19 protein-coding genes are annotated in these 15,124 nt (G+C 56.9%); all 19 read left to right on the forward strand.

Features of this window, described 5'->3' with window-relative positions:
* The first annotated feature begins 5 nt into the window (after positions 1–5).
* The 19 genes from ACMGEE_RS01495 (at position 6) to ACMGEE_RS01585 (ending at position 15,108) form a co-directional block, all read left to right on the forward strand.
* Entirely contained in the window at positions 6–1,223 is a 1,218-nt protein-coding gene (locus ACMGEE_RS01495) for a phage major capsid protein (RefSeq protein WP_436829538.1), read from the forward strand.
* Positions 1,224–1,270: 47 nt separating this feature from the next.
* Complete coding sequence (locus ACMGEE_RS01500; protein ID WP_436829539.1) at positions 1,271–1,453, forward strand: DUF7210 family protein; 183 nt, start codon at positions 1,271–1,273, stop codon at positions 1,451–1,453.
* Positions 1,454–1,462: 9 nt separating this feature from the next.
* A complete protein-coding gene (locus tag ACMGEE_RS01505; RefSeq protein WP_436829540.1) occupies positions 1,463–1,789 on the forward strand; it encodes a head-tail connector protein in 327 nt (108 codons plus the stop codon).
* 11 nt (positions 1,790–1,800) lie between these two features.
* Entirely contained in the window at positions 1,801–2,127 is a 327-nt protein-coding gene (locus ACMGEE_RS01510) for a phage head closure protein (RefSeq protein ID WP_436829541.1), read from the forward strand.
* Positions 2,124–2,573 carry an HK97-gp10 family putative phage morphogenesis protein gene (locus ACMGEE_RS01515; RefSeq protein ID WP_436829542.1) on the forward strand — a complete coding sequence of 150 codons (450 nt, stop codon included), beginning with the start codon at positions 2,124–2,126 and terminating at the stop codon, positions 2,571–2,573. The genes ACMGEE_RS01510 and ACMGEE_RS01515 overlap by 4 nt, the downstream gene beginning before the upstream one ends.
* Positions 2,570–2,899 carry a DUF3168 domain-containing protein gene (locus ACMGEE_RS01520; RefSeq protein ID WP_436829543.1) on the forward strand — a complete coding sequence of 110 codons (330 nt, stop codon included), beginning with the start codon at positions 2,570–2,572 and terminating at the stop codon, positions 2,897–2,899. Before ACMGEE_RS01515 ends, ACMGEE_RS01520 begins: the two co-directional genes overlap by 4 nt.
* 48 nt (positions 2,900–2,947) lie before the next feature.
* Positions 2,948–3,403, forward strand: coding sequence for a phage tail tube protein (locus ACMGEE_RS01525; RefSeq protein ID WP_253453618.1), 456 nt, complete (start codon positions 2,948–2,950; stop codon positions 3,401–3,403).
* Between the two features lie 49 nt (positions 3,404–3,452).
* The gene (locus ACMGEE_RS01530; RefSeq protein WP_436829544.1) at positions 3,453–3,845 is read left to right on the forward strand and encodes a phage tail assembly chaperone; all 393 of its coding nucleotides are present in this window, start codon (positions 3,453–3,455) and stop codon (positions 3,843–3,845) included.
* Between the two features lie 23 nt (positions 3,846–3,868).
* On the forward strand, positions 3,869–4,138 hold the full coding sequence (locus ACMGEE_RS01535; RefSeq protein WP_436829545.1) for a phage tail assembly protein T: 270 nt from the start codon (positions 3,869–3,871) through the stop codon (positions 4,136–4,138).
* Between the two features lie 19 nt (positions 4,139–4,157).
* Complete coding sequence (locus ACMGEE_RS01540; RefSeq protein WP_436829546.1) at positions 4,158–7,442, forward strand: phage tail tape measure protein; 3,285 nt, start codon at positions 4,158–4,160, stop codon at positions 7,440–7,442.
* Between the two features lie 136 nt (positions 7,443–7,578).
* A complete protein-coding gene (locus tag ACMGEE_RS01545; protein WP_436829547.1) occupies positions 7,579–7,950 on the forward strand; it encodes a hypothetical protein in 372 nt (123 codons plus the stop codon).
* A 62-nt stretch (positions 7,951–8,012) separates the two neighbouring features.
* Positions 8,013–8,354 carry a phage tail protein gene (locus ACMGEE_RS01550; RefSeq protein ID WP_436829548.1) on the forward strand — a complete coding sequence of 114 codons (342 nt, stop codon included), beginning with the start codon at positions 8,013–8,015 and terminating at the stop codon, positions 8,352–8,354.
* A gap of 53 nt (positions 8,355–8,407) precedes the next feature.
* Positions 8,408–9,145, forward strand: a complete 738-nt coding sequence (locus ACMGEE_RS01555; RefSeq protein WP_436829549.1) for a phage minor tail protein L — start codon at positions 8,408–8,410, stop codon at positions 9,143–9,145.
* 2 nt (positions 9,146–9,147) lie between these two features.
* Positions 9,148–9,867 (forward strand): C40 family peptidase, encoded by a 720-nt coding sequence (locus ACMGEE_RS01560; RefSeq protein ID WP_436829744.1) that lies wholly within the window; start codon positions 9,148–9,150, stop codon positions 9,865–9,867.
* The gene (locus ACMGEE_RS01565) at positions 9,860–10,504 is read left to right on the forward strand and encodes a tail assembly protein (RefSeq protein ID WP_316528873.1); all 645 of its coding nucleotides are present in this window, start codon (positions 9,860–9,862) and stop codon (positions 10,502–10,504) included. Before ACMGEE_RS01560 ends, ACMGEE_RS01565 begins: the two co-directional genes overlap by 8 nt.
* Before the next feature lie 50 nt (positions 10,505–10,554).
* The gene (locus ACMGEE_RS01570) at positions 10,555–13,740 is read left to right on the forward strand and encodes a TipJ family phage tail tip protein (RefSeq protein ID WP_436829550.1); all 3,186 of its coding nucleotides are present in this window, start codon (positions 10,555–10,557) and stop codon (positions 13,738–13,740) included.
* Between the two features lie 12 nt (positions 13,741–13,752).
* Positions 13,753–14,061 carry a hypothetical protein gene (locus ACMGEE_RS01575; RefSeq protein WP_436829551.1) on the forward strand — a complete coding sequence of 103 codons (309 nt, stop codon included), beginning with the start codon at positions 13,753–13,755 and terminating at the stop codon, positions 14,059–14,061.
* Positions 14,058–14,720, forward strand: a complete 663-nt coding sequence (locus tag ACMGEE_RS01580; RefSeq protein WP_436829552.1) for a DUF8377 family phage-derived protein — start codon at positions 14,058–14,060, stop codon at positions 14,718–14,720. Before ACMGEE_RS01575 ends, ACMGEE_RS01580 begins: the two co-directional genes overlap by 4 nt.
* 100 nt (positions 14,721–14,820) lie before the next feature.
* Positions 14,821–15,108: a TonB family protein gene (locus ACMGEE_RS01585; RefSeq protein WP_436829553.1), complete on the forward strand. Its 288-nt coding sequence runs from the start codon at positions 14,821–14,823 to the stop codon at positions 15,106–15,108.
* Positions 15,109–15,124 lie beyond the last annotated feature (16 nt).

A 15,124-nucleotide genomic window follows, 5' to 3' on the forward strand; every position in this document is an offset into this window, starting at 1 on the left:
TCACTATGTCAGATGTAAATGAGTTACTGAAAAAAGTCTCTGCGAAGCTGGAAGAAGTTTCCGGCACCTTCAGTCAGAAAGCCGAAGACGCGCTGAAAGAGGCGAAAAACTCCGGCCAGCTCTCTGCCCAGACCAAGGACGCAGTGGACAAGATTGCCACCGAGTTCAACGCGCTGAACGAAGCGAATAAAACCCTGAAGGCTTCCCTGGGCGAGCTTGAACAGCATGTTGCCAACATGCCGCTGGCAAGCGCGAAAAAGGTCGTCGAGTCCGTGGGGCATACCGTAATCAGTTCTGAAGCGCTGAAGGCATTTGCCGCCAGCGTGGAGGGCGGTAAGCGCGTCAGCGTGCCGGTTAATGCCGCGCTGCTGTCAACAGGCGTCGCTGATGGCGTGGTTGAGCCTCAGCGCCAGCCGGGTATCGACACCGCGCCGAAACAGCGCCTGTTTATTCGCGATCTGATCGCACCGGGCCGCACCAGCGCGCCGGCCATCTTCTGGGTACAGCAGACCGGCTTTACCAATAAGGCCGCCGTGGTGCCGGAAGGCACGACCAAGCCGTACAGCGATATCGAATTCGCCACGCAGATTACGCCGGTGACCACCATCGCGCACATGTTTAAAGCGTCCAAGCAGATCCTGGACGACTTTGCGCAGCTTCAGTCAACCGTGGATGCTGAGATGCGCTACGGCCTGAAGTATGTCGAAGAGCAGGAAATTCTGTTCGGTGACGGCACCGGTGCGCACCTGAAAGGCATCGTGCCGCAGGCGTCCGCGTTTAAGGCAGCGTTCAGCGTTGAGCAGCAGAACGGTATCGACGATTTACGTCTGGCGATGCTTCAGGCGCAGCTGGCTCGCTTCCCGGCGTCCGGCCACGTTCTGCACTTTATCGACTGGGCGAAGATCGAACTGACCAAGGACACGCTGGGCCGCTATATCCTGGCGAACCCGTCCGCGCTGACCGGCCCGACGCTGTGGGGGCTGCCTGTTGTGGCCACCGAGGCCGCCGCGTTCCAGGGCAAGTTCCTGACCGGCGCATTCAACGCGGCCGCGCAGCTGTTCGACCGTGAAGACGCCAACGTGGTCATCTCCACCGAGAACGCCGACGACTTCGAGAAGAACATGATCTCTATCCGCTGTGAGGAGCGACTGGCGCTGGCCGTCAAGCGCCCTGAGGCGTTTATCTACGGCACCTTTACCGCACCGGCAGCCGCTGGCGCATAACCCACTGACGGCGGCCTGCGGGCCGCCAGCACAATGAGGACAGAGCCATGAAACTGCGATCCATCAAGCCCATCTATCACCAGGGCGAAGTACTGACCGAAGGCACCACGTTTGAAACCCTGGAGCAGCACGGGCGCGAGCTTATCCAGCGGGGCTATGCCGAGGAGCCGGGCGCGAAAAAAGAACCCGGTGATGACGGCAACCCCAAAGGCAAGGCGAAAACGAAGTAAGGGGGAATTATGCTGACCGTTGATCAGGTAAAGCATCACTGCAACATCGAACAGGATTTTACCGAGGATGATACCTGGCTGGCGGCCCGCATAAAGGCGGCGGTGCGGTACGTGGAAAACTCTACCCGCCGCACGCTTTATGAAGATTCCGCCGATCCTCTTTATCTGGCCGATCCGGACGCGTTGCTTTACGGCGAGGACATTGAAACCGCCATGCTGATGCTGATTGCGCACTGGTATGCCAATCGCGAAGCGGTGGTGACCGGCGTCAGCGTGGCCACGCCTGATTTTGCCGTTGAAGCGTTTCTTCAGCCCTACCGGATTTATGGCGTATGAGGGCGGGATCGATGCGTTACCGGGTGACGCTGCAAAAACCCGCCAGCGGACGCCTGCCGTCCGGCCAGCCCGCTACCGGCTGGGAACGTGTGGCAAGCTGTCGGGCTTCCATAGCCGACGTGTCGGGGCGTGAGCTGCTGAACTCCGGCGCCGAGCTTTCCGGTACCACTACCCGCATCTGGATACGTAACAACCTGCGCGCGGCCATCTCAACCGGCTGGCGCGTGGTGCATAATCCGCCGACCGGCGCCGGTGAGGTCTACGACATCAAATCAGCCATTACTGCCGAAAACGGTACCCGGCTGGAGCTGCTTTGTGAGAAGGGGGTGAAAAAGTGATTGATACACTTCTGGATTTCTCCGGCCTGACTGATATCGCCAGAGACCTGGAAACGCTCAGCCGCGCGGAAAACAACAAGGTGCTGCGCGACGCCACGCGCGCCGGTGCCGGTGTACTGCGTGATGAAGTCATTGCCAAAGCGCCCGTTCAGACCGGAAAGCTGAAGAAAAACGTTGTTGTGATGACCCAGAAGGCGCGGCGCCGGGGCGAAATCTCTTCCGGCGTACACATCCGGGGCGTGAATCCCGGTACCGGCAACAGTGACAACACCATGAAGGCCAGCAACCCGCGTAACGCCTTCTACTGGCGCTTTGTGGAAATGGGCACGTCAAAGATGGCGGCACATCCTTTTGTGCGTCCGGCTTTCGACGTCAGGCAGGAAGAAGCCTCTCGCGTCGCGCTGGCGCGGATGAATCAGGCCATTGATGAGGTGTTGTCAAAATGACGGAGGCTGATATTTACCCCCTGATTGGCAGCCTGGCGGACGGGAACGTATTTCCTTACGTTGCGCCTTCCGGCACCGCCGCGCCGTGGGTGGTTTTCCTGTTGCCCACGTCCGTATCCGGCGACGTGTTTTGCGGTCAGGCCGAAACGGCCGGCACGCTGCAAATTGATGCCTGGGCGCAGTCCATTGATGAAGCGCGTGCGATCCGCAGCCAGATCCGCGAGGCGATCGCGCCGCTCAGCCCCGTCTCGCTTAATGAACTAAACGACTACGAGCCCGACACGTCGCTTTACCGCGCCACGCTTGAAGTTCAAATCTGGGATTAACCCCGAACAGGCCGCCACCGGGCGGCTTTTTACTATCCGGAGATAACCATGTCCTCAAAGTATGAAAAAACACAGGGAACGAAAATCAACGTTTCCGCCGATGCGGCCACGGAAGCCAACCCGACCGGCGCCACCTGGCAGAGTATCAACTGCTCCACCAAAGAGCTGAGCTATACCGGCGGACAGAAGTCCGATATCGAAACCACCACGCTGTGCTCCACCGAGCAGGAAATGACGAACGGCCTGGCCGCGCCCGGCGAGGTAACGCTGTCCGGCAACTGGTCAGCGGATGAGGTCGGGCAAAGCACGCTGCGCACCGCCTATGAAACCGATGCGGTGCACGCGTTTCAGGTGATTTTCCCGTCAGGTAATGGCTACGCCTTCCTGGCTGAAGTGCGTCAGAACAGCTGGAGCCTGTCCACTGCGGGCGTGGTTACCGCGTCATTTACCCTGCGTGTTAAAGGCAAACCGGTAGCGATCGTCCCGGCACCGGCCGCAGCATAAAAACGGCGGCTCAGGCCGCTTTCTCCCGCATCAGTCAGAGAGTAATAAGATGGCAAAGAAGGCATCAACCAACCCTTTACGCGCGCTGGCGCTGGCACCTATGGCCGGGTTTCGCAGCAAGATTATCACCGTCCCTGAATGGGAAAATACCAGCGTAAAACTGCGCGAGCCGTCAGGTCAGGCCTGGCTGGAATGGCAGCAGATCATTAACCCCAACCCGGAAGGCGAGCCGGAAACGCTGACCGCCGCCGAGCGCGCGCTGCGCAACAAAAGCGCCGACGTGGTGCTGTTTATCGACGTGCTGCTTGATGAAGAAGATATGCCGGTGTTTACCGCCGAAGATAAGCCACTTATTGAAAATATCTATGGCCCGGTACATGCCCGGCTGCTTAAGCAGGCGCTTGACCTGAGCACGTCACAGGCGGCCGCCGAGGCAAAGTAAAAGAGCCCGGCACTTTCTTTCTGATGACGCTGGCCCTGAGGCTGGGGCGTACCCTCCATGAGTTAAAAGAAACGCTGACCGCCAGCGAACTCCGGATGTGGATTGAATACGACAGGGTGAACCCCATCAGCGACCGGCGCGGCGACATTCAGACCGCCCAGGTCGCCACTGCCGTTCTTAATTCGCAGGGTGCGAAAGTCAAAATGGAAGACGTTCTGCTGCAGTGGCGCGAGCCCGATCCGGTTGAAGAAAGTGGCGGGCTTGAAGATTTCTTTGCTGCGCTGTCCGGTTAATGCATTTACAGGGTGATTTATGGCTACGCTGCGCGAACTTATTATCAAGATTTCGGCAAATTCCAGCTCGTTTCAGTCCGAGATTGCGCGCGCGTCGCGGATGGGCTCTGATTACTACAAAACGATGGAGCAGGGCGGGCGCCGTGCGGCGGCGGCCACGCGGGAAACGCAGCGATCGCTGGGCGAGCTTAACTCTCAGCTGGCGTCCGTCCGCGCTACCGCAACCGGCATGGCGGGCGCCTTCGCTGGCGCCTTTGCTACCAGTCAGCTGATCCATTATGCGGACACGTGGAACCAGCTCAGCGGCCGCCTTCGCCTGGCGTCGACTTCAGCGGATGATTTTGCGAATTCACAGCAAACGCTGATGACCATCAGCCAGCGTACCGGCACCTCGTTTGAAGCCAACGCGAATCTTTACAGCCGCATTGCTTCCTCCCTGCGCGATGCGGGCTATGCCTCTGCGGACGTGGCGAAAGTAACGGAAACAGTGGCAACGTCCCTGAAGCTTTCGGGAGCAAGCACGGAAGAGGCCAGTTCGGTGATTACCCAGCTCAGCCAGGCGCTGGGATCGGGCGTGCTGCGTGGGGAAGAATTTAACGCAATCATGGAAAGCGGCGGACGGCTGGCGAAGTTTCTGGCCGACGGCCTGCACACCACGATCGGCGGCCTGCGCAACATGGCCAACAACGGCGAGCTGACCACGGATAAAATCGTGCCGCTGCTGACCAACGTTGAGCAGCTGCGTAAGGAGTTCGACACGCTTCCGGCATCCATCAGCGGATCGGCTCAGAAGGTGGAAAACGCCTTTATGCAGTGGGTCGGCGGTGCTAACAATGCCGTGGGCGCGTCATCATCCCTGTCAGGCGTGCTGGATGGCCTGGCAAAAAATATCGATACCGTGGCAAACGTGACGGGCGCGCTGGTCGGTCTGGGCGTGGCGCGTTATTTCGGAAATATGGTTTCCAGCGTTACCACGGCGACCGCTTCGGTTATCTCAAACACTGCCGCTGAGGTCGCGCTGGCAGAGGCGCAGGTGCGCGGCACGCAGGTGAGCGTCGCCACGGCGAGGCAGGCAGTTTATCGCGCTCAGCAGGCAAGGGCGGCGGCATCCGGCATTGAAGCGCAAATAGCGGCTGAACGGCAGCTGGCAGCGGCGCAGGCAGGTCTAAATACGTCGATTGCCAGCAGGAGCGCGGCAGCCGGGCGCCTGACGGAAACGGCATCAGTAATGTCGCGTCTTGGCGGCGGCGTACTGGGTATCCTTGGCGGCTGGCCTGGCGTGATTATTGCGGCAGGCACCGCGCTTTATGGCGTATCACAGCACATGGAGCAGGTGCATAACGAAGCCGTGGGTTTCGCTGACAGTCTTGATGCCATTAACGGCAAGCTGCAAAAAATGTCGGTAGCCGGCCTGCGATCCACGTCTGCCGACGCGCGCGGCTCGCTGGATGCGCAGAAAAAAGACCTGGCTGATATCGACGAGCAGATCCGCAGGACGCGTGACAGTCTCCGCGGTATGCAGGACATGGAAAAGCAGTACGATGAGCATCCCTGGCTGGCGCGCATCAATAACCTGATGACGGCAGAAGAGCTGACGAAACGCCAGCAGGAAGCCACCGATCAGCTCAGCAGGCTGGATTACCAGCGTGAGCTGGCAGCATCAAAAGTTGAAGCCACGCAAAAGCTTGTGAATGACGCCAGCGACCTGGCTACGAAAAAAGCCATTGAGCAGGCGGGGGCCGTTTCGATTCTGAAAGGGGCTTACGATCTCCTCAATCGATCAATGAGCGCCACCGGTAGCGCAACGCCGCCGCAGTATGCCGGGCCGGTTGTTTCACTGGCAAAGGCAACGCCTCAGCAGGCGACTGCACTCGAAAAAGCGCGTCGCGATAACGAGCTGGCCAGCCTGTCAGGACTGCAAAAGTTACATGCCCAGCATCAGTATGAAGCCGACGATCTGAAGCTTACCGGCGCGCTGTATACGCAGTACGTTTATAACAAAGACCAGGCGGCCAAAAAGGATGCCGAATCAGCCCAGGCTAAAAAGGACGACACCGCCGCAACCAACGCCCAGAAGAAGGCGGCGCGTGAGGCTGCGCAGACGGCAGACCAGTATTCCCGAAAAATGGCCGATCTCAGCGTGGCGGTGGAAGTGCAGCGGGTGCGCGCCACGGACGGGGAAAAAGCTTCCGAACTCTATGCCGCGTCGCATCAGGCCGGTGTTAAATGGACGGACGAACAGCGAAAGGCCATTCGTGCCTCTTCGGTCGAGCTGGAAACGTGGACGCAGAAAGCGGACGCGAACGTTAAAAAGCAGCGCGAGCAGACCGAAGCACTGAAAGATCTGACCGACGCCGCGCGCAAATACCGTGATGACGCCGCGTTAACGGCAACCACTGCTGGCATGGGCGATCGGCAGCGCGATCGCTTCGGAGAGCAACAACAGGTTGAACGTGTCTTTGATAAAACCGACAAAGGTGCAGAAGCTATTGCGGTGCGTAATGCAGCACTGGACGCGCTGGATAAAAAATACCAGGCAACCGCTGCCGCAGAATCCAGCTGGCTGAACGGCGTTTCCCGGGGCTATGAAAACTGGCTCGAAAGCGCCAGCAATATCTCCGGCACGGTTTCACAGGGGATCACCTCCACGATGGACAGCGCGCTGGATAACATGGCGGCCGGACTGGCAGGAAGTAAGGCCGACTGGAAAAGCTGGGGGCTGTCTGTCGTGCAGATGATTTCCAAAGTCGCGCTACAGATGGCGATTGTAAATTCGCTTCAGGCAGCTGGCGGCTCCGCGCTGTCCGGTATATTCAGTGGGCTGGCAAGCGGTGTTGGCGGAGCCGCAACAGGCGCAGCCGGGGCAGCAGGCGGAACAGGCGCAATGGGAATGCCGACCAGCTTCAGCGCTTACGACGGCGGCGGCTTTACCGGCGCGGGCGGAAAATACGATCCGGCCGGTATTGTGCACCGGGGGGAATTCGTTTTCACCAAAGAAGCCACTGACCGGATCGGCGTACCCAACCTGTACAGCATGATGAAAGGCTATGCCAGCGGTGGCGTGGTAGGCGGTACGGTGGGTATCAATGCGTTTTCTTCCGGCGTAAATGCAGCTTCCGGTGATGGTATGAGCGGTATTCAGGTGAACGCACCTGTCACGATTATGCAGGATAGCGGGTCCGGCAGTTTCAGCAGCGCCAATACAGCCAGCACGGCGAAGCAATTAGAGGCCATCGTTCAGACTACTGTTACCGACAGGCTGAGGAAAGAAATGTCGCCTGGCGGGCTGCTTTACAGAAAGTAGTTTATTTTTGATAAAAAAGCTTCAAAAAGCGTATTAAATCAAATTCATAGAATTAATCAAAATAGCTTTATCATTTAATGCTTTAGGATTATTCTTAGGTGATTGCTTACTTATTGAAATATTTTAAAGGAAAATGATGAAAAGGTTGGTCGCTTTAGCTGTTACTTGTGCTCTTTTAACTGGATGCTTACATACTACCCCGATGCCTGTGCAAATTTCTCAGCCTGGTGATGAAATGATGTCTTGTCAGTCAATCATTTCTGAAATGGGGAATATGACTAATGAAGTTAAACAAAGTGACAGCGACCATACTAAACAAGTTGCGACCAACTCAATTTTAGGCGTGACAGGCTTTTTACTTCTTGTACCATGGTTTTTCATTGATACAAGTGATGCCCATACTGTCGAAGGTGGCGCTGCTAAGACACGCCTGAAAAAGCTGAATCAAATTTATACTGATAAAGGATGCGCCAAGTCCCAGCCGCTTGCCTTGGAAATGCCACGCTAAATTTAAATTATTACCTTTAGATAAACCCGCTTCTGGCGGGTTTTTTATTGGTCGGAGAAAATATGGCAATCGACACATTTACCTGGTGCCCTCAGGTGCAGGCCAGCGAGCAGCTGGCCGTTGCTACGCTTCAGGCTCAGTTCGGGGATGGTTATAGACAGGTAGCCAGCGCGGGCATAAACACGGCTGTGGAATTATGGGCATTGTCCTGCAATGGCAATAAAGCTGACATGCTGGCGCTGCGGGCGTTTCTGAAAGCGCACGTGCTGGCTTCTTTCTGGTGGACAAATCCCTGGGGCGAAAAGCACCTCTATCGGGTAAAGCCTGACTCCATCAATCCTAAATTCATCAACGGTAACTTTGCAGAAATAGCTTTCACTTTTGAACAGGCCTTTGTGCCTTAATTTCTCTCTCCGGTAACCGGGTCGCTCAGGCGGCCCTTTTTTATGGGCTGAATATGAGCTTCGCACAGGACATACAGCAGCTGGAGCCAGGCCAGCTAATCCAGCTGCTGGAAATTGACGGCACCGCCTTTGGCCTGGACAACATCCTGCGCTTTCACGCGCACAATATCAGCTCGGAAGGCTGGGCTTCGTTCGCCGCAGACGATCTGCCGTCAATTATCTGGCAGGGCAACGAGTACGAGCCTTATCCGTATGAGCTGAAAGGCCTGGAGCTTTCCAGTACCGGATCGCAGCCGACGCCGACGCTTTCCGTGGGCAACGTCGGGAACTACGTCACCGCGCTGTGCCTTCAGTTCGACGATCTGGTTAAGGCAAAGGTAAAGGTTCACACGACGCTGGCCCGCTATCTCGACGCGGCGAACTGGACGGCGGGCAATGCCAGCGCGCAGCCGACGGAAGAGCGCGTGCAGCTTTTTTATGTAAACGCGAAGAAAACCGAAACGCGTTCACAGGTGGATTTTGAGCTGTGCTCGCCGTTCGACGTGCAAAGTCTGCAATTACCTTCCCGGCAAATCACGCCGGTCTGCACCTGGTGTATGCGCGGCTGGTACCGCACCGGCACGGGCTGCGACTACAACGGCACGCGCTATTTCCTGAAAGACGGCACGCCGACGGATAACCCGGCGCTGGACGTGTGCGGCGGCCGCCTGAGCGACTGCAAGCTGCGTTTTGGCGACGATCAGCCGCTCCCGTTCGGTGGCTTCCCGGCGGCAAACCTGCAGGGGAGATAATGATGCGGAAAAAAATTATGTCGGCCATCACGGCGCACGTTGAGGCGGAATACCCAAACGAGGCCTGCGGCGTGGTGGTGCAAATTGGCCGGGCTCAGGAGTACCTGCCGTGCCGGAACATTTCTGACACGCCGACCGAAAGTTTTACCCTGGCGCCGGATGACTACGCGGCGGCGGAAGCTCAGGGCGAGGTGCTGATGCTCATCCATTCTCACCCTGACGTGGTACAGCTGGTGCCGTCAGAGGTTGACCGCATTCAGTGCGATCACTCCGGCGTGGAGTGGGGGATTATGTCGTGGCCGGACGGCGATTTCTGCACGCTTTCGCCGCGCGGTGAGCGGGAGCTGGCCGGGCGGCGCTGGGTATTAGGTCATGCCGACTGCTGGACGCTGGTTATGGACTATTACCGGCAGGAGCACGGGCTGGCGCTGAATAACTGGTCGGTGGATTACGAGTGGTGGAAAGACGGCAAAGAAAACCGCTATGACGACAACTGGCAGTCGGAGGGGTTCGTTGAGGTGCCGCGTGAGGATATGCGACCGGGCGATATGGTGATGATGCAGGTCAGCGCGCCGGTCACCAACCACGCCGCCATATATCTCGGCGACAACATCATTTTACACCACGCTTTCTGCAACCTGTCGGCGCGGGTGCCGTACGGAAAATACTACCGGGATCGAACGGTGCGCGTCGTGCGCCGGAAGGAGTTAATTGATGCTTAAAACACTGACGCTCGGCGGCGCGGCGGGCAAGAAATTTGGCAAAACGCACCGGTACCACGTGGCCGATCTGCGCGAGATGCTGCGCGCCATGTGCGCCACCGTGCCGGGATTCAAAAAGTACATGTCGAACGCGCATCTCAACGGCGTGCGCTTCACGTTCTGGTGCGGCGGCAACAACATCGGCCTGGCGGAGTTTGATATGTCGGGCGGCGCGGAAGAGTACCGCATGATGCCGGTTATCGAAGGGCGCAAAAGCGGCGGCGCGCTGCAAATTGTGGTCGGTGCGGTGGCGCTGGTCGCGGCATTCTTCACGGCCGGCGCTTCGCTGGGCGTATGGGGCGCAACGATGGGGCTGGCAACCGGCGCGGCGGCGGCAACGGGCGGAACCGCGCTTGCAATGACTGCCCTGACCGGGATGGGGCTGTCGATGATGCTCGGGGGCGTGGTGAGCATGTTGACGCCGCAGCCGAAATACAATATCGGCTCGGCCTCCAGCACCGATAACCAGCCCAACTACGCGTTTGGCGCGCCGGTGAACACCGTTTCAATGGGCTATCCGGTGCCGCTTCTGTATGGCAGTCGGGAGATTGGCGGCGCGATTATCAGCGCGGGCATCTTCTCCAGCGACCAGCAGTAAATCACATCAGCTTCAGGCCACCTCCGGGTGGCTTTTTTTATGGGTGGAATATGCAACTTCTTCATGGCGCGACGATGATCCAGGGCCGTAAAGGTGGCGGCGGCAGCGCGCATACGCCGGTGGAAGAGCCGGACGATCTGCTGTCCGTAGCCAAACTAAAAATGCTGCTCGCCATCTCTGAGGGGGAGATTCATGGCGAGCTTACCGCGCAGCAGATTTTCCTGAACGACACGCCGCTGGCTAATGATGACGGTTCATACAATTTCAGCGGCGTAAAGTGGGAATACCGCAACGGCACGCAGGATCAGACCTATATACAGGGCCTGCCGGAAATTGATAACGAGCTGAGCATTGGCGTGCAGGTAAAGGCCGCTTCGCCCTGGGTACGCCAGTTCACCGATCTGAATCTCGACGCAGTGCGCGTGAAGCTGAGCCTTCCGGCCCAGTATGCCTATAAAGACAACGGCGATATGGTTGGCACTGTTACCCAGTATGCGATTGACCTGTCTGTTGACGGCGGCGCATGGCAGAACGTCGTTAATGCCTCGTTTGACGGGAAAACCACGTCAGAGTACCAGCGCGATCACCGTATTGACCTGCCTTCAGCTACCTCCGGCTGGTCGGTTCGCGTCCGGCGCATCACCGCTGATTCCACCTCAACCAAACTGGTTAACGCCTTCAGCGTGTATTCAGTGGCAGAGGTCATCGACAGCAAGCTGCGTTATCCCAACACGGCGCTGCTGTACATGGAGCTGGACTCCAGCCAGTTTAACGGCAGCGTGCCGAAAACGACCTGCAAGCCTAAGGGCAAGCTGGTGCGGGTACCAACAACCTACGATCCGGCCACGCGCACCTACAGCGGCACCTGGTCCGGCGATTTCCGCTGGGCCTATTCAAATAACCCGGCGTGGATTTTCTACGACCTGGTGCTGGACGAGATTTACGGCATGGGAAACCGCGTCGATGCGACCATGATCGACAAATGGGAGCTGTACGCCATTGCGCAGTACTGCGATGAGATGGTGCCGGACGGCGCGGGCGGCACGGAGCCGCGCTTTACCTGCAACGTTTATATCCAGAGCCAGCAGGACGCCTATAACGTGCTGAAGGATATTGCGGCGATTTTCCGGGGCATCACGTTCTGGGGTAACGATCAGATTTACGTTAAAGCCGACGTGCCGCAGAACGACGTGGATTTTGTTTATCACGCATCCAACGTTATCGATGGCCTGTTTACCTACGCGGGCGGGACGTACAAAAACCGCTACACGTCCTGTCAGGTATCCTGGTCAGACCCGCAGAATCATTATTCCGACACGGTTGAGGGCGTTTACGATACTGACCTGGTCCAGCGCTACGGCGTCAATGAAACGCAGCTGACGGCCATTGGCTGCACGTCGCAAAGCGAGGCGCACCGCCGGGGGCGCTGGGCTATCCTGTCGAACGCGAAGGACGGGACTATCTCGTTTGGCGTGGGCCTGGACGGTTATATCCCGCTGCCGGCTGAAATCATTGGCGTGGCCGATCCATACCGTGCGGGCAAGCCGAACGGCGGCCGCGTCAGTGCCGTGAATGGGCTGAGTATTACCCTGGACCGCGCAGCGGATTATGCCGCTGGCGATCGGCTGGTGCTGAACCTGCCGGACGGCAGCGCGCAGACGCGTACCATTGCCTCTGTCAGCGCCGATAAAAAAACGATGCGCGTCAGCACTGCCTACAGCCAGACGCCAGCGGCGGGTGCCGTGTGGGCCATTGACAGCGATAATCTCGCTATCCAGTACTTTCGCGTGACCTCCATTGCATCCGGTGATGACGGCACTTTTACCATCTCCGGCGTGCAGCACGATCCAAACAAATACCGCTATATCGATGACGGTGTGAAGATTGACCCGGCGCCGGTTACCGTGACGCCGCCCGGCGTAATGCAGGCACCGAAAAACATCATCATCACGGAAGTGGATCACGTTGCCCAGGGCCTGACCGTGGCCTCCATGCAGGTGACGTGGGACAGGGCCGATAACGCCATTCGCTACAACGCACAGTGGCGCAAGGATAACGGCGACTGGGTGAACGTGGGTCAGGTCAGCTCGCAGGGCTTCACTATTCAGGGGATTTACGCCGGGGTTTATGACGTGCGCGTGCGGTCAGTGAACGCGATGGAGGTATCCTCGCCGTGGGGCTACGCCGAATCCACCACGCTTAACGGTAAAACAGGCAAGCCCGGTACGCCGGTCAGCCTTAAAGCGACCGACGACGTGGTATGGGCAATCGACATTACCTGGGCGTTCCCGGACGGTTCCGGCGACACAGCCTACACCGAAATCCAGCAGGCCACCACGGCAGACGGACAGAATCCGCTGCTGCTGGCAAACGTGCCTTACCCCGGCGTCAGTTACCAGCATGGGCCGATGCCCGCAGGCGTGCACCGCTGGTACCGGGCGCGGCTGGTAGACCGGATCGGCAATAAGGGTGACTGGACGCCGTTTGTCGGCGGCATGTCGAACGTGGATTCCACCTCGCTTCTGAAAGACGTCACAGATAAATTCCTGACCGCAGAGGATGGCAAGGCGCTGCTCGCAGAGCTGGAAACCGATCCGGAAGCGCTGTTGCAGAACATGCTGGCGACCTACGAAACGGTGGATCAGCAGTGGGCCAGCTACGGCGAGAACCGCGCGGGCATTTTACAGGCTCAGAAGGTGGCCGCAGATGCGGAAAGCTCGGTTGCTCAACTGGAAACAGATGTTGTGGCGCAGTATGCCGAGACGCAGGCCGCACTCCAGCAGAAGTTTACCGCTTACGCAGATGCGACGGGCGGCTCTGCAATTTACACGCTGAAAACCGGTTTGCGGTACGGCGGCACAAACTATGACGCCGGGCTTTCGGTCGCGGTGACAATCAACGGTTCATCAGTTGATACGCGCCTGGCGGTTAATGCTAACCAGTTCGTGGTTATCAGCGGCAGCGGCAGCAATCTCTATTCGCCATTTGTCATCAAAGATGGTCAGGTGCTGATTAACCAGGCATTTATCGGCGAGGGCTGGATAACCAACGCGATGATTGGAAATTATATTCAGTCCAATAACTATGCGGCAGGTTCAGCTGGCTGGAGGCTGGATAAAGGCGGAACTTTCGAAATAAATGGTTCCAACGGATCGGGCAGAAAGGTAATTACTGCAACTGAAGAACGGGTTTACGATGCAAACGGAACTCTTCGCATGCGTTCGGGCGTTTGGTGACAGGGGGTAAGAATGCCAGCAGGAATGCAGTGTTGGGATGAAACAGGGAAGTTGATTGTTGATATCGGTGATTATAACTGTCGATTTATAGGCGTGGTTAATGTCTCATGCCCGGCGAACATATCCGAGGTTACGGTTAGCTATGCGGGCATCACGGCGAACGGTAGCTTCGGTGTGGTGATTGCCACAAATTCCGGTGCGGGAATTTCTTCAATATCAGAATATGCCGTCAGGACTTACGACGGAGGGATCAGGGTAATAGGTATTTTCCCTTCCAACAGAGCCGCTACATTAGCAATTAATCTATATGGGTTTTTATGAGTGGATTTCAGGTCTTCAATGACAAAGGTGCAGTGGTAATTGATTCCGATTACTTCGGAACCTATTTCAGGGACAGTAAATCATACGGTGCCGTTACGGATACCGGCATCTATAACATAACAACCCCGATCGGAAATACCTCGGATATGGGATACGTGTCGGGCGCATATCCACTGGATGGAAATCTTCAATGGTTTAAATTCAGCAACGGCGCGAAAGCCGTTCTTTGCAATGGAAACTCCCCACTGGCAACTGCAAATGCAGGGACAATGGCCAGAACCGGTACGGACGTTCCGATCGTCAGTGGTTATCGTGATGTTTATAACGCTTCCGGCCAGCTGGTTTGGTCTGCTGTTTCTGCTGCAAAGATACCAAGAGTGATGGGTTTTTTTGATATTCCGGCAGGGTTCACTCTTGATACCAGCGTCTATTCTCAAAATATCGGAACCAATACATGGCTGCTTGCCAGTAACTGCCCGGCCAATCTTTCGTATGGAGACAGCGAAGGGTCGTTAACAGGCTACTCTGGGTTGTTTTTCAGGTTTGACTCAGGAAATCTCCAGGCTTACTGGATAAATCAGAGCCAGCGAAGTTGGGCGCAAACTTTCCAGCCTTATGGATTGCGCATACCATACGCAATTCTTTCTAACCTTTCATAATAAGAAAAGCAGATCTTCATGATAAAGTAATATCATCTATATGGCTGTTGATTAAGCATTCTCTCTGCTTTAGTTTATGGGGAAAAAGAGAGGATACATTATGAAGTCTTTACTTTTCCTTTTCGCAGCATGTGTGAGCTTTGCTTCTTTCGCAGATAATCATGGTATCAATTATCCAGAACGTGCCGAGAGGCTTCGCGTGACAGGGCATGCAAAAGTGCTGTATGACATCGGCAATGACGGACGTGTCAGCAATATAAGGTTTATTGAAGCAGAACCACGATATGTTTTTGAAAAAGAAATAAATAAAGGCATGCAGCGCTGGACATTTACTGAGAACTTTCCTCGCAGGGACGTTTCACACGAATTCACGTTTGCGGCCAGATAAACTAACCCCGATTTCA

The sequence above is a fragment of the Erwinia artemisiae genome, from assembly GCF_051400835.1.
Lineage (GTDB): Bacteria > Pseudomonadota > Gammaproteobacteria > Enterobacterales > Enterobacteriaceae > Erwinia > Erwinia aeris.

Bases quoted from the DNA above. Each gene is read 5' to 3' on its own strand.
- ACMGEE_RS01495 (WP_436829538.1), top strand. From the start codon at position 6: ATGTCAGATGTAAATGAGTTACTGAAAAAAGTCTCTGCGAAGCTGGAA.
- ACMGEE_RS01500 (WP_436829539.1), top strand. From the start codon at position 1,271: ATGAAACTGCGATCCATCAAGCCCATCTATCACCAGGGCGAAGTACTG.
- ACMGEE_RS01505 (WP_436829540.1), top strand. From the start codon at position 1,463: ATGCTGACCGTTGATCAGGTAAAGCATCACTGCAACATCGAACAGGAT.
- ACMGEE_RS01510 (WP_436829541.1), top strand. From the start codon at position 1,801: ATGCGTTACCGGGTGACGCTGCAAAAACCCGCCAGCGGACGCCTGCCG.
- ACMGEE_RS01520 (WP_436829543.1), top strand. From the start codon at position 2,570: ATGACGGAGGCTGATATTTACCCCCTGATTGGCAGCCTGGCGGACGGG.
- ACMGEE_RS01525 (WP_253453618.1), top strand. From the start codon at position 2,948: ATGTCCTCAAAGTATGAAAAAACACAGGGAACGAAAATCAACGTTTCC.
- ACMGEE_RS01530 (WP_436829544.1), top strand. From the start codon at position 3,453: ATGGCAAAGAAGGCATCAACCAACCCTTTACGCGCGCTGGCGCTGGCA.
- ACMGEE_RS01535 (WP_436829545.1), top strand. From the start codon at position 3,869: ATGACGCTGGCCCTGAGGCTGGGGCGTACCCTCCATGAGTTAAAAGAA.
- ACMGEE_RS01540 (WP_436829546.1), top strand. From the start codon at position 4,158: ATGGCTACGCTGCGCGAACTTATTATCAAGATTTCGGCAAATTCCAGC.
- ACMGEE_RS01545 (WP_436829547.1), top strand. From the start codon at position 7,579: ATGAAAAGGTTGGTCGCTTTAGCTGTTACTTGTGCTCTTTTAACTGGA.
- ACMGEE_RS01550 (WP_436829548.1), top strand. From the start codon at position 8,013: ATGGCAATCGACACATTTACCTGGTGCCCTCAGGTGCAGGCCAGCGAG.
- ACMGEE_RS01555 (WP_436829549.1), top strand. From the start codon at position 8,408: ATGAGCTTCGCACAGGACATACAGCAGCTGGAGCCAGGCCAGCTAATC.
- ACMGEE_RS01560 (WP_436829744.1), top strand. From the start codon at position 9,148: ATGCGGAAAAAAATTATGTCGGCCATCACGGCGCACGTTGAGGCGGAA.
- ACMGEE_RS01565 (WP_316528873.1), top strand. From the start codon at position 9,860: ATGCTTAAAACACTGACGCTCGGCGGCGCGGCGGGCAAGAAATTTGGC.
- ACMGEE_RS01570 (WP_436829550.1), top strand. From the start codon at position 10,555: ATGCAACTTCTTCATGGCGCGACGATGATCCAGGGCCGTAAAGGTGGC.
- ACMGEE_RS01575 (WP_436829551.1), top strand. From the start codon at position 13,753: ATGCCAGCAGGAATGCAGTGTTGGGATGAAACAGGGAAGTTGATTGTT.
- ACMGEE_RS01580 (WP_436829552.1), top strand. From the start codon at position 14,058: ATGAGTGGATTTCAGGTCTTCAATGACAAAGGTGCAGTGGTAATTGAT.
- ACMGEE_RS01585 (WP_436829553.1), top strand. From the start codon at position 14,821: ATGAAGTCTTTACTTTTCCTTTTCGCAGCATGTGTGAGCTTTGCTTCT.